This is a genomic window from Kribbella sp. NPDC043289 (assembly GCF_056436705.1).
The window spans coordinates 543,701-561,782 of sequence record NZ_JBWKCB010000002.1 but is presented as its reverse complement, the minus strand read 5'-3'; the positions used below and the strand labels follow the sequence as shown (position 1 = coordinate 561,782).

Genomic DNA, 18,082 nt, shown 5'->3' with positions numbered 1-18,082 from the left:
GCCACAGTCCGCTCACTCTCAGCTATTGACTAGTGATCTGAGTCACAGGACGCTGCCCTGGTATGCACCGTCGACCGGGGAGGGGCGACATGCGCAGAACTCCTGTTCTCATCGCGGTAATGGCCGTCGTAGCGGGGGCTTTCGCCACAGGGCAGGCAGCAACAGCGGTACCGGGCCAGGGTAAGGACGGCCTGGAGGTGTACGTCGGCGATCTGACCGCACAAGAAGTGCAGAAGGTCGTGGACATCGGAGTTGACCGTTCGGATCTGGCGACCGGCCGGGGCGCGGACGGGAAGACCAAGGTCGAGGTCGTCATCTCGAAGCGGCAGGCTGCGAAGCTCCGCTCGGACGGCGTCGACCTGAAGGTGAAGAAGGTCAAGGGGCGGGACGCCTCCGAGGAGGCCGCTCGGCTGACCGCGGCGGGACCGACAGTGTTCCGCCCGTACAGCGGGACCGGCGGTCTGCAGGCCGAGCTGACCCAGACAGCGGCCGCGAACCCAGGCCTCGCCAAACTCGTCACCATCGGTACGACGAGACAGGGCAAGCCGATCGTCGCGGTGAAGGTGACCAAGGACGCCCGGCAGTCGACCGACGGCTCGCGGCCGTCGGTGCTGTATGCCGGCACTCAGCACGCCCGCGAGTGGATCACGCCGGAGATGGTGCGGCGGCTGATGCACTACGTCATCGACGGGTACGGGAAGAACGCCGACATCACCAAGCTGGTGAACTCCACCGACCTCTGGTTCCTGCCGGTGGCCAACCCGGACGGCTACGACTACACGTTCGTCGGCGACCGGTTGTGGCGCAAGAATCTGCGCGACAACAACGGCGACGGGCAGATCGCCCCGGGCGACGGCGTCGACCTGAACCGGAACATGGCGACCAAGTGGGGTTACGACAACGAGGGTTCGTCGCCCGACCCGAGCAGCGAGACGTATCGCGGTCCGGCCCCGGCGTCCGAGCCGGAGACGAAGGCCCTCGACGGCCTGTTTCAGCGCGTCCATTTCACCGAGATGATCAACTACCACTCGGCCGCCGAACTCCTGCTGTACGGCGTCGGCTGGCAGGTGAGCACGCCCTCGCCGGACGACGTGATCTCCGAGGCGATGGCCGGCGACGACGCGAATCCCGCCGTACCCGGCTATGACCCGGACATCTCCGCCGAGCTCTACACGACCAACGGGGAGACCGACGGGCACGCGTCGGCGAAGTACGGAACGATGGCGTTCACGCCGGAGATGTCGACGTGCGAGACCGCGTCGGCGTCCGACCCGAACGACCAGTGGCGGCCCGAGGACTGCGTCAGCGTCTTCAGCTTCCCCGACGACGAGCGCCTGATCCAGGCCGAGTTCACCAAGAACATCCCGTTCGCGCTGTCCGTCGCGAAGTCGGCCAAGGACCCGGACGACCCGGTGTCGGTGGTCGGCAAGAAGGCCGCGGATCTGGTGATCGACCCGTTCGCGGTCTCGTACGGCACCACGCAGCCGGTCGCGGTGATCGCGAAGCGGGCGTTGAAGAACCTGCGCATCAACTACCGCGTCAACGGCGGCGACCCGATCACCGACAAGGCGTCGGAGTGGAAGGGCGGCGAGCGGTACGGCAACACCGACAACCACTACTACGCCGAGTTCCGCGGCACGGTTCGCAGTACCAGACCTGGCGACTCGGTCGAGGTGTGGTTCACCGGTAACAAACCGGGGACCGGCGCGGTGGCCAGCCAGCACTTCACCTACCGCGTCGCGACCGACATCGGTGGGAAGGTGCTGATCCTGGCGGCCGAGGACACCACCGGCGCGAGCCCGGTGCAGGGCGTCGCGACGGCGAAGTACGCCGACAAGTACGCCGCCGCACTGACCGCGGCCGGGATCACGTCCGACGTGTACGACGTGGACGCGAACAACCGGACCGCACCGCACCCGCTGGGCGTGCTGTCGCACTACAAGGCGATCGTCTGGGAGACCGGCGACGACGTCATCACGCGGAAGACCGGCCAGCCTGCCGGTACGGCGGCCGAACTGGCGCTCGACCTGGAACTGTCGGTCCGCGACTACCTCAACGAGGGCGGCAAGCTGCTGTACACGGGTAAGTACGCCGGCTTCGCGAGCAACGCGGACGGGGCGTACTACTACAACCCGTTCCAGGAGCAGCAAGGCGAGTGCACGACGCCAGGTGCGTACCCGTGTCTGCCGTTGCTGAACGACTTCGAGCAGTACTGGCTCGGGGCCTATACCTTCATCGACAACAGCGGTACCGCGAATGGTGACCCGGTCCCGATCAAGGGTGTCTCGGGCGCCTTCAACGGGTTCGACGGGACGCTCAACGGCGGCGACTCGGCGAACAACCAGAACCACACCGGGGCCTTCGTCCTGACGTCGAGCGTGCTTCCACCCGCCCAGTTCCCGCAGTTTGCGAGCTCGGCGCCGTTGAAGTGGCAGCGGCCCGGCGGTGACCCGTACGAGCCGTTCACGGGTTCGCGGTACGTCTACAGCCAGCAGGCGAACATGAGCTACAAGCGGCTGGCCAAGACCGTTGATCTGACCGGGTCCACGAGCGGTTCGCTGTCGTTCAAGTTCTCCTACGACACCGAGGCGAACTGGGACTACGTGATGGTCGAGGCGCACACCGTCGGCCAGGACGACTGGACGACGCTGCCCGACGTCAACGGCCACACGACGCAGAGCACCGGCCAGAGTTGCCCGGCCGGCTGGGTGCAGCAGTTGCACCCGTTCCTCGCCCACTACCAGGGCGCCGATTGTTCAGCCAGCGGTACCACCGGCGCCTGGAACGCGTCCTCGGGCTCGAGCGCGGGCTGGCAAGACTGGAAGGTCGACCTGACGCCGTACGCCGGTCACCAGGTCGAACTGTCGATCACCTCTGTGAGTGACTGGTCGACCCAGGGCCTCGGGTCCTTCGTCGACGACGCCACGATCACGAAGGACACCGGCACCGAGGCGACCTCGTTCGAGACCGACCTCGGCGGCTGGACGGTGCCGGGCGCACCGGCCGGCACGGCCGCGAACCCGAACGACTGGGTCCGCACCACGACCGCCTTCGACGAGGGCGCCGGCGTCACCACACCGGACACGGTGTACCTCGGCTTCGGCGCCGAGGGCCTCACCACGCAGGCGATGCGCACCGACCTGGTCCGCCGGTCGATGGCCCACCTGTTCAACGCGCCGTAACTTCGGTGAATCGTCACTGACAGGCGGCCGTCCCGGTCACAGCGACCCGGGGCGGCCGCCGAACCCTTGGCGTTGGTCTGGCCACACACCGAACGCCTCCCGTCGGCAACCTGAAGGACACTTCAAATCCCAGCATCCGTCGACAGGGCATCGACGCGGTGTCACGAGAGCGTCGCCCAGGGTTCATGCGCGGTGAGGAACCTTCGAGATGTGCGAATCGTGATGGTGGCCGAAACCTTCCTGCCGCAGATCAATGGCGTGGCGAACACGGCTCGCCACGTCGCCGACCGGCTGCGTGCCCGCGGACACGAGCTGCTCATCATCGCGCCCGGACCGGGCCCCGACACCTACGCCGACGTCCCGGTCCTGCGGGCGCGGAGCTTCCGCACGCCGGGGTACAAGGAGTACCCGGTCGGTCTGCCGGACCCGTCGATCGAGCGGGCGATGGCCGACTTCAAGCCGGACCTGGTGCACCTCGCCTCACCGTTCATCATCGGTGCCTACGGACTGCGCGCGGCCCGCAGGCTCGGCGTCCCGACGGTCGCGATCTTCCAGACCGACATCGCCGGCTTCGCCCGTCAGTACCCCTGGTACGCCGCCGCGGACCGCGGCATCTGGCGCTGGGTGAGCCGCACGCACTCGCGCGCCGACCGCACCCTCGCGCCGTCGACCTCGGCCGTCGACTCGCTCGTGCAGCGCGGTGTGCCGCGGGTCTACCGCTGGGGCCGCGGCGTGAACCTGGACCTGTTCGACCCGAAGCACCGCGACGAGGACTGGCGTCGGGAGATCTCCCCGGACGGCAAGCCGATCGTCGGGTACGTCGGCCGGCTGGCCGCGGAGAAGAAGGTTCGACGGCTCGCCGAACTGACCGACCTGGACTGCCGGATCGTGATCGTCGGCGACGGTCCGGACCGGGCCGCACTGGAGCACGCGTTGCCAACGGCAACCTTCCTCGGGATGCGCCGCGGCACCGACCTGGCGTCGATCTTCGCCGGTCTGGACGTGTTCGTGCACACCGGCGAGCACGAGACGTTCTGCCAGACGATCCAGGAGGCGCAGGCCTCCGGCGTCGCGACCGTCGGCCCGGCCGCGGGCGGTCCGCTCGATCTGATCCACCCGGGCGAGAACGGGTTGCTGTTCGAACCCGGTCGGCCCGGTTCGCTGCGGAGCGCCGTACAGACGCTGCTCGAGCACCCGACGGCACGCGGGCGGATGGCCGCCAATGGTCTGGAACGCGTGCAGTCGCGCACGTGGCCGGCCGTCGTCGACGACCTGGTCGACCGGCACTACACCGAGGTACTCCGCGACGCGGCAGCCGTACGGCGGGTCGCATGAGCTCGTTGCGGATCGCCCAGCTGGCCAATTTCGTTGGTCCGACCTCCGGTGGGATGCGGACCGCGATCGAGCAGATCGGTCAGGGGTACGTCGAGGCCGGCGTGGACCGGATGGTGATCACACCGGGCGAACGGGACGAGGTGGTCGAGACCGAGTTCGGCACCGTCGTTCGCGTGAAGGCGCCGAAGGTGAGTGGCGGCTACCGGCTGATCACGACGCCCTGGAACGTGATCGACGTACTGAAGAAGTTCCGGCCGACGACGGTGGAGATCTCCGACAAGTCGACGCTGCTCCCGGTCGCGCGCTGGGCCCGCAAGAACGACATCGGCACCGTGCTGTTCAGCCACGAACGTCTGGACGCGATGCTGGCACTGGGTGCGGCCCGTCCGGGTCAGCTCGGCGGGCACGACGTACTGCGTCCCGGACGGATGCTCGGCGAGATCAGCCAACGCACCAGCCGCTGGACCGGCGAGAGCGTCCAGCGCCGCGCCGAGGGCGTCAAAGCCAGCCAGCTGCACGTGGTCGCCACCGTCGCGGCGCTCTACCGGATCCTCAGCCGGACGTACGACGCGGTCGTGGTCACGTCCCGGTACGCGGCGGCCGAGTTCGACGAGGTGACGACGCCGCTCGTCCGGATCCCGCTCGGGGTCGACCTCGACACCTTCCACCCGTCGCTCGGTGCGCCGGCCGACGACGGCGTACTCAAACTGGTGCACGCCGGCCGACTCTCGCGGGAGAAGAGCCCGCACCTCGCAGTCGCGACGGCGGCCGAGCTGCACCGCCGGGGCGTGAACCTGCGGATGGACGTGTACGGCACCGGCCCGCACCTCGACGAGCTACTCGAGATCGCCGGCGACGCGCCCGTCACCTTCCACGGGTACGTCGACGGTCGCCAGACGCTGGCCAAGCACCTCGCCGAGGCCGACATCGCACTGTCCGTCTGCCCCGGCGAGACTTTCGGCCTGGCCGTCCTCGAAGCACTCGCCGCCGGTACGCCGGTGGTGACCGCCAACACCGGCGGCGCCCGCGAACTCGTCGACGAGACCTGCGGCCGCTGGGCCGCCGCCAACCCCGCCGCACTGGCCGACGCGGTCCTCGACCTGTCCCAAATCCCCCACCGCAGAGCCGCAGCCCGCCGACGCGCCGAGCTCTACGACTGGAACACCTGCACCCGCCACATGCTCGCCCTCCACACCCGCCTGGCCCAAACCCGCATCGCGGCCTAGCGAACGGCAGCTCGACAGGACGTGTCGCCTATTCTGGCGCCTTCCGAGGCCCGGCTGAGCGTGGCCCGCGGGCCTAGTGGACCTATACGTACTGTCGAGCTGCCGCCGTCAGGTGAGGTGGTCGTAGTCGCCGCGGACCCAGGCGGCGTGGCGGTCGGCGGAGCGGCGTACGACGGCTCTGGCGTCGACGGGGATCGAGGCGCCGAAGTTGTTGTAGAGGCGGTCGTAGGTGAACGGGTCGAGGGAGCGGGCCACTCGGTCGACGACGGCGCCGGACAGTGGGATGCGGTTCGGGTAGCTGCGCATGAAGCTGACCGAGGTGCGGTCCGGGTTGGCGAAGATGGTGTCGCCGGAGAGGATCGCTCCCTTGCCCTCGGCACCGTCTGCCCAGTGCACGACGGCGCTGCCCGGGAAGTGACCGCCGGGTTGGAGAACGGTCACTCCGGGTAGCGGGGCGAGTTCGCCGGCCCAGGTCTTGATCACCGGGTCCTGGCGGGCGACCCACTCGCGGTCGGCCTCCGCGACGTACACCGGCACGTTGCCGAGACGGTGGCTCCACTCGACCTGGACGCCGTACATGTGCGGGTGGCTGGCGATGATCGCGACCACCTCGCCGAGTTCTGAGACCCGGCGTACGGCGTCGTCGTCCAGGTAACCGATCGGATCCCAGAGCAGGTTGCCGGCGGACGTTGTCACCAGCATCGACTGCTGCCCGATACCGACCGGCGGCTTCGAGCGGACGCCGTACAGGCCGGGCTCGACCTCGTCGATGGTCACCTCGGTGCCGGCCGCGGCCAGCTCCTCGAGTGTGGTCCAGTGCTGTCCGTCGGCGGGCACCCACTGGCGCTCGTCGGCGCAGATCGCGCACACCTCGACCTGTTCGGAGTGCTCGACCGCACAGGTCGCACAGATCCAGAAACTCACCGTAGTTCTCCCCTCGCAGCGGTAACCGCCAGTGTTTTCGTTCAAGCTCGGTTGAAGTCAAGAGCATCGGAGGCGCACCGTCGAGGGCCATTCGGGCAGCGCTGCCCTGGGCCACCGACGCGACCGATTTCACACCTTTCCGGACATTTCCGGGTCGGCTGCGGGACTAGCATCGAAACGGCCTGGTGTCCGCCAGGTTCGGAACTCCGATCGGAGGATCGGTTTGCCCAGCAAACCAGCCGGCACGCTCTACCGTGGCCGGGAGGGCATGTGGTCATGGGTCGCGCACCGGATCACCGGTGTCGGGATCTTCTTCTTCCTGCTGGTGCACGTGCTGGACACCGCACTCGTCCGGGTCTCGCCGCACGCGTACAACGAGGTCATCGGCACCTACAAGAACCCGGTCGTCGGCCTGCTCGAGGTCGGGCTGGTGGCGGCGATCCTGTTCCACGCGTTCAACGGCATCCGGCTGATCCTGGTGGACTTCTGGGCCAAGGGCCCGCGCTACCAGCGGCAGCTGATGATCGGTGTCGGCGTGCTCTGGGTGGTGCTGTTCGTGCCGTTCGTCATCCGGCACCTGACCCACGTGTTCGGAGGCTGAGATGTCGGAAAACACCCCTGCCATCGCGGCACCACGGTCCAGCTCCCGCGCCCGCTCGCTGAAGGGTGGCGGCCGGAGCCGTTCGGGCCGGACCAACTTCGAGCTCTACAGCTGGCTGTTCATGCGGCTGTCCGGGCTCGCCCTCGTCATCCTCGTGCTCGGGCACCTGTTCGTGAACCTGATGCTCGGCGGCGGGATCACCGCGCTCGACTTCGGTTTCGTGGCCGGCAAGTGGGCCAACCCGCTGTGGCAGGTCTGGGACCTGCTGATGCTGTGGCTGGCGATGCTGCACGGCACCAACGGCCTGCGCACGATCGTCAACGACTACGCCGAGAAGGACCAGACCCGGTTCTGGCTGAAGGCCCTGCTGATCACGGCCGCGGTCGTGATCGTCGTCCTCGGCACCCTGGTGATCTTCACCTTCGACCCCTGCCTCGACCCCAACTCCACGTTGTCGGTCTGCAAATAGTAAGGACGTCATGCAGGTCCATCAGTACGACGTAATCATCGTCGGCGCGGGCGGCGCCGGAATGCGCGCGGCCCTCGAGTCCAGCAAGCGGACCCGGACCGCCGTACTCACCAAGCTCTACCCGACCCGGTCGCACACCGGCGCGGCCCAGGGCGGCATGTGTGCCGCGCTGGCCAACGTCGAGGAGGACAACTGGGAGTGGCACACCTTCGACACCGTCAAGGGTGGCGACTTCCTGGTCGACCAGGACGCGGCCGAGGTGATGTGCAAGGAGGCCGTGGACGCGGTCCTCGACCTGGAGAAGATGGGCCTGCCGTTCAACCGGACGGCCGAGGGCAAGATCGACCAGCGCTTCTTCGGTGGTCACACCCGCAACCACGGTGAGGCCGTCGTACGCCGGTCCTGCTTCGCGGCCGACCGCACCGGTCACATGATCCTGCAGACGCTGTACCAGCAGTGCATCAAGCAGAACGTCGAGTTCTTCAACGAGTACTACGTGCTCGACCTGCTGATGACCGACGGCAAGGCGAGCGGTGTGGTGGCCTACGAGCTGGCCACCGGCGAGCTGCACGTGTTCTCCGCGAAGTCGGTGATCTTCGCGTCCGGCGGGTTCGGCAAGGTGTTCCGGACCACGTCCAACGCGCACACGCTGACCGGTGACGGCATGGGCATCGTGTGGCGCAAGGGCCTGCCTCTGGAGGACATGGAGTTCTTCCAGTTCCACCCGACCGGCCTGGCGGGTCTCGGCGTACTGCTGTCGGAGGCGGCCCGTGGTGAGGGCGGCATCCTGCGGAACAAGGACAACGAGCGGTTCATGGAGCGCTACGCGCCGACCGTGAAGGACCTGGCGCCGCGGGACATGGTCGCCCGCGCGATGGCCAACGAGGTCCGCGAGGGCCGCGGCTGCGGTCCGGACGGCGCGTACGTGATGCTCGACCTGACCCACCTGGAGCCCGCGCACATCGACGCGAAGCTGCCGGACATCACCGAGTTCGCCCGTACCTACCTGGGCGTCGAGCCGTACACCGAGCAGATCCCGGTGTTCCCGACCGCGCACTACGCGATGGGCGGCATCCCGACCAACATCAAGGGCGAGGCGCTGGCCAACAACGACGACGTGATCCCCGGCCTGTACGCCGCCGGTGAGGTCGCCTGCGTCTCGGTGCACGGTGCGAACCGGCTGGGTACCAACTCGCTGCTCGACATCAACGTGTTCGGCCGGCGGGCCGGGATCGCCGCCGCGGAGTACGCCGAGACGGCCAGCTTCGAAGAGCTGCCCGCGGAGCCCGAGAAGTACGTCGTCGACCTCGTCGAGGGACTGCGGAACTCCACCGGCGAGGAGCGGATCGCCGCGATCCGGTTCGACCTGCAGGCCACGATGGACCTGAACGCGCAGGTGTACCGGACCGAGGGCTCGCTCAAGCAGGCGCTGGTCGACATCGAGGCGCTCAAGCAGCGGTTCGCCAACGTCGCAGTACAGGACAAGGGCAAGCGGTTCAACACCGACCTGCTCGAGGCGGTCGAGCTCGGGTTCCTGCTCGACCTGGCCGAGGTCCTGGTGGCCGGCGCGCTGGCCCGCAAGGAGTCCCGCGGCGGGCACTTCCGCGAGGACTACGACAAGCGCGACGACGTGAACTTCATGCGGCACACGATGGCGTACCGCGAGGTCGATGCCGAGGGCAACGTGAACATCCGGCTCGACTACAAACCGGTCGTCCAGACCCGCTACAAGCCGATGGAGCGCAAGTACTGATGGACGTCAAGGTCAAGATCCTCCGGTACAACCCCGAGGTCGTCGACGAGGCCGAGTGGAAGACGTACTCCGTCACGCTGGAGCCGACCGACCGGGTGCTGGACGCGCTGCACAAGATCAAGTGGGAGCAGGACGGCACGCTGACCTTCCGGCGGTCCTGCGCACACGGGGTCTGCGGCTCGGACGCGATGCGGATCAACGGCCGCAACCGGCTCGCCTGCAAGACCCTGATCAAGGACCTGAACCCGGACAAGGAGATCACCGTCGAGCCGATCAAGGGGCTCGCGGTGCTCAAGGACCTGGTCGTCGACATGGACCCGTTCTTCGAGGCGTACCGCTCGGTGATGCCGTTCCTGGTCACCAGCGGTCACGAGCCGACCCGGGAGCGGATCCAGTCCCAGGCCGACCGGGACCGGTTCGACGACACCACCAAGTGCATCCTGTGCGCCGCCTGTACGACGTCCTGCCCGGTGTTCTGGTCCGACGGCCAGTACTTCGGTCCGCAGGCGATCGTCGGCGCGCACCGGTTCATCTTCGACAGCCGTGACGAAGGCACCGAGCAGCGGCTGGAGATCCTGAACGACAAGGAAGGCGTCTGGCGCTGCCGGACCACCTTCAACTGCACCGACGCCTGCCCCCGCGGCATCGAGGTCACCAAGGCCATCCAGGAAGTGAAGCGAGCGCTGATCTTCCGCCGCGTGTGAGCGGGGTGCGGCCCGAGGGCCGTGCCGCGTTTGCACCCGGTTTCGCATAAGATTCGGTCGCCGACCTGACCCCCGATCGGGGGACTCATCTGCGCCCGGGGGTGATCGTGCAGCGCCTGCGTGAGGTCTTCGACCGCTTCTACCGTCGGCTGGTGGAGCTGTTGGAGCGTTGTGGCCTACCCCGCAGCATGCCGCCGCTGCTCGTCCTCGGCATTCTCGCCGCCACGACCTCCGTCGTTCTCGCGGCGACGCTGTGGTCCACGCACCGCAGCGGCGCCGACGACGGTCCGGTGGCGATCGAGCCGGCCGCCGCCGGAAGCCCCGGTACCGCGGTGGTGACCGCCGACCGGGCCCAGGTGCTGTCGATGACGATGGTCACCCGGAACCGCTGGGCGGCCGGCTGGTCCGATTGCACCAGCGGCCCGAACTGCAAGTACGCCGCGGTCATCGACCGGGACGGCGCCCGCGCGACCGCGCCGGAGTGGCCGGTGCCGTACGCGACGCTGAAGTCCGGCGACGAGGCGATCGCGGTCGCCCCGCCGCGCGAGGGCACGCTGACCGGCGACTCGACGATGATGTTCCGGCTCACGTACGACAGCCCGGTGCTGACCCGGCTGCGGTACCGGCTGTCCACCTCGACGTTCCACACCGGCGAGATCCTCACCGACCGGATCGTGCCGGGCCGGATCGTGGTAGTGAACCCGGAGGAGTCGACGGTCCGGATGCTCGACACCCGCGGTACCCGGTCCCCAGTCTGCGACGCCACCGGCCGCTGCTGGATGCTGACCGGGATCGGCCGCACCGACATCATCTGGACCGACGACGGCGGCAAGACCTGGGGCACGCACGGACTCGACCGGCACAACCAGCTCGGCAAGCTCGCCGTCAGCCCGGACGGCCGCACGGTGGTGATGACCTCGGTCCTGGTCGGCGACACCGGGGAGACCGTCGCGGGGATGCAGATCTCCACCGACCGCGGCGCGAACTGGAAGCAGGTCAAGAGCCCGCCGCCGAGCCTGAACGCGCCACCGCTCGCGTTCGACGACGGTACGGCGCTGATGCTCGGCGGGCGCCCGAACGACCGCCCGCGGCTGTACCGCGTCCGCGACGGGGTCGCCAAGCTGGACCGCGGCTACCCGGGGGATCTCGCGATGCTGTCCGGCGACGAGCACCTGATGTACGGGTTCGAGGTCCCGAAGCGCCGTACCACCGAGGTCGTGCTGAGCGAGGACGAAGGCGCCAGCTGGGCCAAGTTCGCGCCTCGCTAAGGCTCAGTGGTGCATGGCGGCGCCCTTGGTGATCTTGTCGACGGCGTTCTTCGGGCCGTAGAACGCGATCCCGACCAGATCCAGCGCGGCGGTCGGAACCGCCCGCACCGCGGCCCGGTTGTCCCGGTCGTTGCCGGTGGCAAACAGATCCTGGGTGAACACCGAGTGCTCGACCTCGCGCCGCAGCGCCCGCTCGTGCGCGGTGGCCATGAACTCCTTGGACCCCTCGAACACCATCACCGGCTGCCGGAACATCGGCAGGTACCGCGTCCCGTCCGCGTCCTCGTACGGCTCCCCCACCACCTCGGAATGCGTCCCGGCAATCCCACTCACCAGAAACGCCGTCACATTCAACCGCTGCCACACCGCCAGGTCGTCCCGCAACAACACAGCAATCTTCGTCTCGAACTTGATCGGCTCATCCACCCCCCGATCCTCCAGCCCCCGCCACCCCCAGGTCTTGTACGTTCTAAACCTCTCAGCCCATGTCACCAACCAGCGCGCGAGCTCTGGTGGGTGGGGACAGGATCTGGTGGGTGGAGACCTGTAATACCAGGTCTCCACCCACCAGTTCTTGGGTTGAGTCCCGTCAGTTCGCGATGCGCGGGCGGTTGGCGGCGGGAGGTACGGCGTACGTCGAGAAGCGCGGGCTTGGGAAGAGCCGGCGCGGGACCGGGACCGGCGTGGGAGCCGCCTCTCGCGCCGGCTGGGGCCGTCGACGGGTGACTGGGGAAGGTTGCGCACCTGAATCGACCAGTAGAGCTCCCCGGTTGGCGGGAACAGACGGTGGCCAGCGGCCGGCTTCTCAGGTGTTGGTGATCTTGGTTAGGAGGGCGGCGCGTTCGAACTGCTCCCGATACCGGGCATCTCCCGCAGCTGGAGAGTCCCGGGCTGCTTCTGGCAGGTTCTCAGCAGTACGGTGGGTTTGAGGTGACTGCTGTGCAGACGCGGAGGAACAGGTTGAACAGTCGGTAGAGCTGCAGCATCTCGCCCTCCACCACGACCGTCCGGTCGTCCCGCCGGCTCACGCCCGGGATGGCGGTCAGGTGCGAGGCGACCGAGGCCGACTGCCAGCGAACCGCGAGCGTCCGGAGACCAGCGGCGGTCGCCGGTGCCTTGAGGTCACCGAGGGCTTCGGCGGTGGTCGTCTCGATCGCCGCCTGCGCCTCGGCGACAGGCACGAGCTGGGCGGCGAAGCGGTCCTTCGCGAACTTGACCGGCACAGTCGCGGCCGCCGGGTCCCAGGACTTCATCTCGTCGCACGCGGCGTCGTCGCCGGTCAGCACCGCCACTGGCGCCCCATAAGCAGCCGCGGCCGCGTGGAACAGCCCGATCTCGCCGGTCACCCGGTCGTCGAGCCAGATGTCCTCGATCTCGTGCCCCATGAAGCTGTGACTCAGTACGCCGAGCACGCCCGCCCGCGCGTGGAACCCGACGCACAGCACGGCGTCGTACTCCGAACTCAGCCCCTCGATCATCCCCATCGGCTTCGGCCGGCCCTTGATCAGGCGCGCCCGCGGGTCGAGCAGGTCCGGGAGCAGGTTGCGCATCGGGCCGTGCGCGTCGTTCACCAGGACGGCGGTGGCACCGGCCGCGTACGCGCCGCGGACTGCGGCGTTCACATCCTCGGTCATCAGCACCCGGCCGCGTTCGTAGTCCCGTCCGGGCGGCTGTACGTCCTCCGCGTCGACGAGTCCGGTGACGCCTTCCATATCCGCGCTCACATAGACCTTCACAAGCAGCAGCGTATGTTCTAACCATGAGCGGCGGCGCCGAGGTCCGGGCGTGGCGACCTGGACTGGCCGGGGTCGTCGAAGTGCTGCACGCCCACTTCCCGTCGCACGCGTACCCCAGCCACACCCACGACGCCTGGACCGTGCTGATCGTCGACGAGGGCGCCGTCCGGTACGACCTGGACCACCGCGAGCACGGCCTCGCCCAGGCGCAGGTCTCCCTGCTCCCGCCGCACGTTCCGCACGACGGGCGTTCGGTCCGCCCCGAGGGTTTCCGCAAGCGAGTGCTCTACCTGGCCCCTGACCGACTCGGCGACCACCTGATCGGCGCGGCCGTCGATCAGCCGGAGTACGTCGACCCGCTGCTGCGCCACCGCATTCACCAGTTGCACGGCGTACTCCTGGACGGGCAGGAGGATCTCGAGGCGCAGAGCCGGCTCACTCTGATCGAGGAGCGACTCGGGCAGCACCTGCGGCGCCACGTGATCGCACCACCCAATCGGTACGACGTCGGGGTCGCCTCGCGACTGCGCGACGTACTGGACGCCAACGTGCCCGACGGGATCACGCTGGAGGACGCCGCGCAATTGGTGCACGCTCATCCGGCGCATCTGGTGCGCGCGTTCAGCCGGGAGTACGGGATGCCGCCGCACCGGTACCTGACCGGGCGGCGGGTCGATCTGGCGCGGCGGTACCTGCTCGACGGGTACCCGGCCGCGGAGGTGGCGTCGCTGGCCGGGTTCTACGACCAGTCACACCTGACGCGGCACTTCCGGAAGATGCTCGGGGTCACACCTGCGAGTTTTGCGGCGGGCTGACCTTCGCTGCCTTGTACGCGCGGACTCCCCAGGTGCCGAGCAGCGCCGCGATCAGCAGATTCACGATGATCAGGATCGTGTGCGCGACGTAGTACCCGGTCGGACGTCCTTCGGTGTCCAGCAGCGCCTTGATGAAACGCACGTAGGTGACGACGTTCCAGACCGCGATGGCGAGCAGGATCAGAGCATGCTTGCGTTCGAGCTTCACCTAACCATTGTGACTCGGGCGGTCCACCGTGCGGAGCAGCTGGGTCCGGTTCGCCACCCCGAAGCGGCGGTAGAGGCGGGTCAGCTGGGACTCGACCGCCTTCACCGACAGGTACAGCGCCGCGGCGATCTCGCGGTTCGTGGACCCGTCGCGGACCATCGAGACGATCTGTTGCTCGTTGTCAGTCAGCTCCGAGGGCTGCCGGCTCCGGCTCGGTACGTCGAGTCGCGCGAGCTCGGTCTCGGCCACCTCCCGCCACGCGGGCGCGCCGTACGCCTCGAACTGCTCGATCGCGTCCAGGAACGCGGTCCGCGCGACCGAGCGGCGCCGGGCCTGCCGGGCGACTCGGCCGCGGGTGAGTTCGCAGCGTGCGAGGTCCAGCGGGTAAACCCGGTCGCCCGCCGTACCGATCGTGGTCTCCAGCAGGTCGAGTGCCGCGGCCGGGTCACCCTGCTTGGCGATCAGCAACGCCTCGGCGCGGTCGAGGCCGATCGCGATCACGGCGCGGTCCAGGTTCGCGGCGCGGGTGCGGATCTCGGCGATCAGAGCAGCCGCGTCGTCGAGGCGCCCGGCGGCGACCAGAGCTTCGGCGTAGTCGGCGTGCCACGGGATCACCGCCGGGTCGTACGGCATCGCGGCCTCGCCTGACTCCGCGATCGCGTCGAACGCCTCGACCGCGCGCTGGGGGTCGCCGGTCAGCACACCGATCTGCCCGAGGCTGGCCAGGGCGGGGCCGGTCCACTCGTCGTTCCCGACCAGGCGGACCCCGTCCAGCGCGGCCTCGGCGAGTTGCCGGCCCGCGGCCGCTGTACCACCGGCCCACTCGGCGCGACTGGCGATGATCAGACCGACCTCAGGCTCGTCTCCGATGTCCTGCATCAGCTGGTGGCACTCGTGTCCGGCGGCCAGCGCGTCAGCGCCGCGTCCGCTGCGCTCGTAGATCGCGGTTGCCGAGATCAGCGCGGACGCCAGCCAGCGCATGGCGCCCTGGTCGCGGACCTCTTCGACCAGCGCGTTGATCGCGATGATCGCCCGATCGGTGCGGCCGAGGAACAGCTCCTGCATCGCGGCCATCTGCCGCGCGTTCACCACGGTCCGGGTCAGCGGCAGACCGTTCGCCAGCTCAGCAGCCTGTTGCAGTACGTCGTCCGCGGACTCGCCGGCGTCGCGGGCCATCAGCACCGAACTGGCCGCGCTCAACGCATCAACAACCGCCTCGGTGTCACCCGCCTCACGCGCCAGCGCCTCGGCGATCCGAGCGTCCTCCTGCGCGTCGTCGAGACTGCGGTCGAAGTAGTGGCTGTGACTGCGCTCGATCCGCACCCGCGCCTCGAGCCGCTGATCCCCCGCGGCCGCGGCGAACGCCTCGGCCAGCAACTCAACGCGCCGCTCCCGCTCCGGCCACACCGCGTCCGCGCACAGCAGCAGCGCCGGCACCTTCGTCTCCGGCGTCCGTGCAGCCTGTACGGCGAGGCGCGCCACGTCGGCCGATTCGGCCAGGTGACCCGCCGCCGCGGCGTCATCCGAGGCCCGGGTCAGTCGGCGCGCCCGCTCGTCCGGCTCGGTGCTCGGCGTCCGATCGGCGCTCAGCCGCCACAGAGTCGCGGCGGCACCCGGAGCTCCTCGCCCAGCGGCAACCGCTGCGGCTTCCTCGATGGCGCCTGCCAACTCCGCGTCGGCCGCCTGCGTGGCGAGGGCCCGGTGCGTAGCGTTCTCGACCGGTTCGTCGACCACGGCAGCCAGTTGGGCGTGCGCCTGCCGACGGGCGGCCGACGTTGCCTCGGCGTACACGAACTCGCGCAGCAACGGGTGGCTGAAGCGCAGGCGCTCGGCGGAGACGTCGATCAGACCGAGCGTCTCGGCCGCGGCCAGGTCGGTGTCGATCGGGCGGCCGAGGGACCGGGCGAGCTGGGTCGTGGTCGGGCGCGGTGACGACGCGGCGTGCAGGAGCAGCTCGTGGGTGCCGGGTGTGAGGTCGGCGAGTCGCTCACCCAGCAGGGTCTTGAGCCGGCTGGAGACCGGGAGCGGGTCGTTGGGCGAGACGCTCTTCGGATGCCGCAGTACGGCCCGGCCGAGTTCCAGCGCCATGAACGGGTTGCCGGCGCTGGCGGCGAAGATCCGGCGCGCGGTTCGCACCGGGAGCGGACTGGACAGCCGCTGGCGGAGCAGACCGAGGACGTCCGGCTCGGTCAGCGGCGGTACCTCGAGCTGGAGGACCGGCTCGGGGCACGCGTCGACCATCATCGGCAGGTCGCCGTCGGCCACCTGTTCGGTAGCGAGCATGTGCACGCCCTCGGAGAGCCGGCGGGCGCAGAAGGTCAGCACCTCGAGGCTGGACGGATCCACCCATTGGATGTCGTCGACGACCAGCAGGACCGGGCCGGTCGTGGCGAGCCGGCGCAGTACATGCAGTACGGCGAGCCGCACCGCGAGCTCGTCACGGACCGTGTCGGGGGCACTCGCCTTGAGCAGGGCGACCTCGAGCGGCTGACGGAGGTGGTCCGGCAGCACCTGCCAGGCGAAGTCGAGCTGGCTGGACAGCAGGTCGAGCAGCGTGACGTACGGGAGACCGGCCTCGGAGTTCGACGGGGCGGCACTCAGGATCCGGCAGCCTCTCCGGCCACGGTCCGCGACCAGCGCCCGGCCGAGCGCCGACTTGCCGATACCGGTCGGGCCATAGAGCAGCACGCTGCCGCTGGTCTCGAGCTGCTTGGTGGCACGCTCGACCAGCCCGGCACGCCCGACCAGCTCGTCGTCAGTCATCCATCTCCTCGAAGGATTACCTTCGCCGATTATCACAGCCAATGACCGCTCGACACGGCGAGTGTCACATGAGGAAAGTTTCTGGTCACCATCCTGTCACCGACTGCTGCCCAGATCCGAGCAGTCGCGGCGGCACGATCGTGCCGGGGCACCGGATGGTCTCCGAACGACTTCGAGCCCCCACCAACCACTTTTCACACCGCGAAATGGTTGGTGAGGGCTCAAAGAGAGCTTCAGATGGCCTCGAGGTCGCGTTCGACGGCGGCCAGTTCCTCCTCGGTGCCTTGGACCTTGGGACCGGTGAACCAGCGGCGGGCCGACAGGAACCAGTACGCCGCGGCGAAGCCCAGCACCACCAAGACGGCGATCGGGGTGTAGTTGAACGTACTACCGGTCACCGGGCTGACCTGCGGCAGCATGAAGAGGATCGTGATGAAGCAGACCCAGACGATCGCGATCACGCCGATCGGACGGCTCCACCGGCCGAGGTGCCACGGGCCGCGCTGGAACCGGTCGCCCTGGAGCAGCCGGAGCAGGGTCGGTAATACATAGGCGATGTAAAGCCCGATCACCGCGATCGACGTCACCGCGGCGTATGCCGTCGCGTTCCAGAGATAGGGCAGACCCAGCACGAAGGCACCCCCGGCGGCCAGCCAGATCGCGTTGGTAGGTGTGCGGGTGCGGTGGTTGATCTTGTGCCAGAACTTCGAGCCGGGCAGGGCGCCGTCCCGGGAGAACGCGTAGATCATCCGCGAGTTCGCCGTCACCGAGGACATCCCACAGAACAGCTGCGCGCCGATCACGACCAGCAGCAGGATCTTGCCGGTCACCGCACCGACCGCGTCGATGAAGATCTGCGCGGGCGGTACGCCGGTCGAGCTCTGGTGCAGGCGTAACTCGTCGTCGGTCATGGTGGTGGGCTGGGTGGCGGGCTCGGTCCGGTCCTCGTTGCTCACTGCGGCCTCCTGGGAAAACAGCCGTGCGCCTCAATGGTCTCCCCCCAGACCTTTAGGCCATTGAGGCAGCCGGTCGGACGGCTGTCAAGGAGTCGGGTCCGGGATTGACAGCGGCCGGTGTGGTTGAGTCAATGGACTGGAA

15 protein-coding genes are annotated in these 18,082 nt (G+C 68.8%); 9 read left to right on the top strand and 6 right to left on the bottom strand.

Annotated features, from left to right (window positions below):
* The first annotated feature begins 89 nt into the window (after window positions 1-89).
* The 3 genes from AC0662_RS14505 to AC0662_RS14495 all read left to right on the top strand — a co-directional run bounded on the left by AC0662_RS14505 (window position 90) and on the right by AC0662_RS14495 (window position 5,743).
* Entirely contained in the window at window positions 90-3,182 is a 3,093-nt protein-coding gene (locus AC0662_RS14505; RefSeq protein WP_478300897.1) for a M14 family metallopeptidase, read from the top strand.
* A gap of 210 nt (window positions 3,183-3,392) precedes the next feature.
* Window positions 3,393-4,517, top strand: a complete 1,125-nt coding sequence (locus tag AC0662_RS14500; protein WP_452200870.1) for a glycosyltransferase family 4 protein — start codon at window positions 3,393-3,395, stop codon at window positions 4,515-4,517.
* On the top strand, window positions 4,514-5,743 hold the full coding sequence (locus tag AC0662_RS14495; RefSeq protein WP_478300895.1) for a glycosyltransferase: 1,230 nt from the start codon (window positions 4,514-4,516) through the stop codon (window positions 5,741-5,743). Before AC0662_RS14500 ends, AC0662_RS14495 begins: the two co-directional genes overlap by 4 nt.
* Before the next feature lie 108 nt (window positions 5,744-5,851).
* On the opposite strand, the gene AC0662_RS14490 is transcribed toward AC0662_RS14495, so the two are convergent.
* On the bottom strand, window positions 5,852-6,667 hold the full coding sequence (locus AC0662_RS14490; protein WP_478300893.1) for an MBL fold metallo-hydrolase: 816 nt from the start codon (window positions 6,665-6,667) through the stop codon (window positions 5,852-5,854).
* A gap of 223 nt (window positions 6,668-6,890) precedes the next feature.
* Between AC0662_RS14490 and sdhC the strand changes: the two genes are divergently transcribed.
* The 5 genes from sdhC to AC0662_RS14465 all read left to right on the top strand — a co-directional run bounded on the left by sdhC (window position 6,891) and on the right by AC0662_RS14465 (window position 11,462).
* The gene (gene sdhC / locus AC0662_RS14485; protein ID WP_344237808.1) at window positions 6,891-7,268 is read left to right on the top strand and encodes a succinate dehydrogenase, cytochrome b556 subunit; all 378 of its coding nucleotides are present in this window, start codon (window positions 6,891-6,893) and stop codon (window positions 7,266-7,268) included.
* A 1-nt stretch (window position 7,269) separates the two neighbouring features.
* On the top strand, window positions 7,270-7,737 hold the full coding sequence (locus AC0662_RS14480; RefSeq protein ID WP_452200865.1) for a succinate dehydrogenase hydrophobic membrane anchor subunit: 468 nt from the start codon (window positions 7,270-7,272) through the stop codon (window positions 7,735-7,737).
* A 10-nt stretch (window positions 7,738-7,747) separates the two neighbouring features.
* Window positions 7,748-9,490 carry a succinate dehydrogenase flavoprotein subunit gene (gene sdhA / locus AC0662_RS14475; RefSeq protein WP_452200863.1) on the top strand — a complete coding sequence of 581 codons (1,743 nt, stop codon included), beginning with the start codon at window positions 7,748-7,750 and terminating at the stop codon, window positions 9,488-9,490.
* Entirely contained in the window at window positions 9,490-10,194 is a 705-nt protein-coding gene (locus tag AC0662_RS14470) for a succinate dehydrogenase iron-sulfur subunit (RefSeq protein WP_387663305.1), read from the top strand. Before sdhA ends, AC0662_RS14470 begins: the two co-directional genes overlap by 1 nt.
* Window positions 10,195-10,301: 107 nt before the next feature.
* On the top strand, window positions 10,302-11,462 hold the full coding sequence (locus AC0662_RS14465) for a WD40/YVTN/BNR-like repeat-containing protein (protein WP_478300890.1): 1,161 nt from the start codon (window positions 10,302-10,304) through the stop codon (window positions 11,460-11,462).
* A gap of 3 nt (window positions 11,463-11,465) precedes the next feature.
* On the opposite strand, the gene AC0662_RS14460 is transcribed toward AC0662_RS14465, so the two are convergent.
* Complete coding sequence (locus AC0662_RS14460; RefSeq protein ID WP_478300888.1) at window positions 11,466-11,888, bottom strand: DUF2000 family protein; 423 nt, start codon at window positions 11,886-11,888, stop codon at window positions 11,466-11,468.
* Between the two features lie 482 nt (window positions 11,889-12,370).
* Window positions 12,371-13,198 (bottom strand): M55 family metallopeptidase, encoded by an 828-nt coding sequence (locus tag AC0662_RS14455; RefSeq protein WP_478300886.1) that lies wholly within the window; start codon window positions 13,196-13,198, stop codon window positions 12,371-12,373.
* Window positions 13,199-13,221: 23 nt separating this feature from the next.
* Between AC0662_RS14455 and AC0662_RS14450 the strand changes: the two genes are divergently transcribed.
* Window positions 13,222-14,013 (top strand): helix-turn-helix transcriptional regulator, encoded by a 792-nt coding sequence (locus AC0662_RS14450; RefSeq protein WP_478300884.1) that lies wholly within the window; start codon window positions 13,222-13,224, stop codon window positions 14,011-14,013.
* On the opposite strand, the gene AC0662_RS14445 is transcribed toward AC0662_RS14450, so the two are convergent.
* The 3 genes from AC0662_RS14445 to AC0662_RS14435 form a co-directional block, all read right to left on the bottom strand.
* The gene (locus tag AC0662_RS14445) at window positions 13,985-14,221 is read right to left on the bottom strand and encodes an SCO4848 family membrane protein (protein WP_452200853.1); all 237 of its coding nucleotides are present in this window, start codon (window positions 14,219-14,221) and stop codon (window positions 13,985-13,987) included. The two genes, AC0662_RS14450 and AC0662_RS14445, sit on opposite strands and share 29 nt — an antisense overlap.
* The gene (locus tag AC0662_RS14440; protein WP_478300882.1) at window positions 14,222-16,984 is read right to left on the bottom strand and encodes a helix-turn-helix transcriptional regulator; all 2,763 of its coding nucleotides are present in this window, start codon (window positions 16,982-16,984) and stop codon (window positions 14,222-14,224) included.
* A 233-nt stretch (window positions 16,985-17,217) separates the two neighbouring features.
* Complete coding sequence (locus AC0662_RS14435) at window positions 17,218-17,940, bottom strand: amino acid permease (protein WP_478300880.1); 723 nt, start codon at window positions 17,938-17,940, stop codon at window positions 17,218-17,220.
* Window positions 17,941-18,082: the final 142 nt, after the last annotated feature.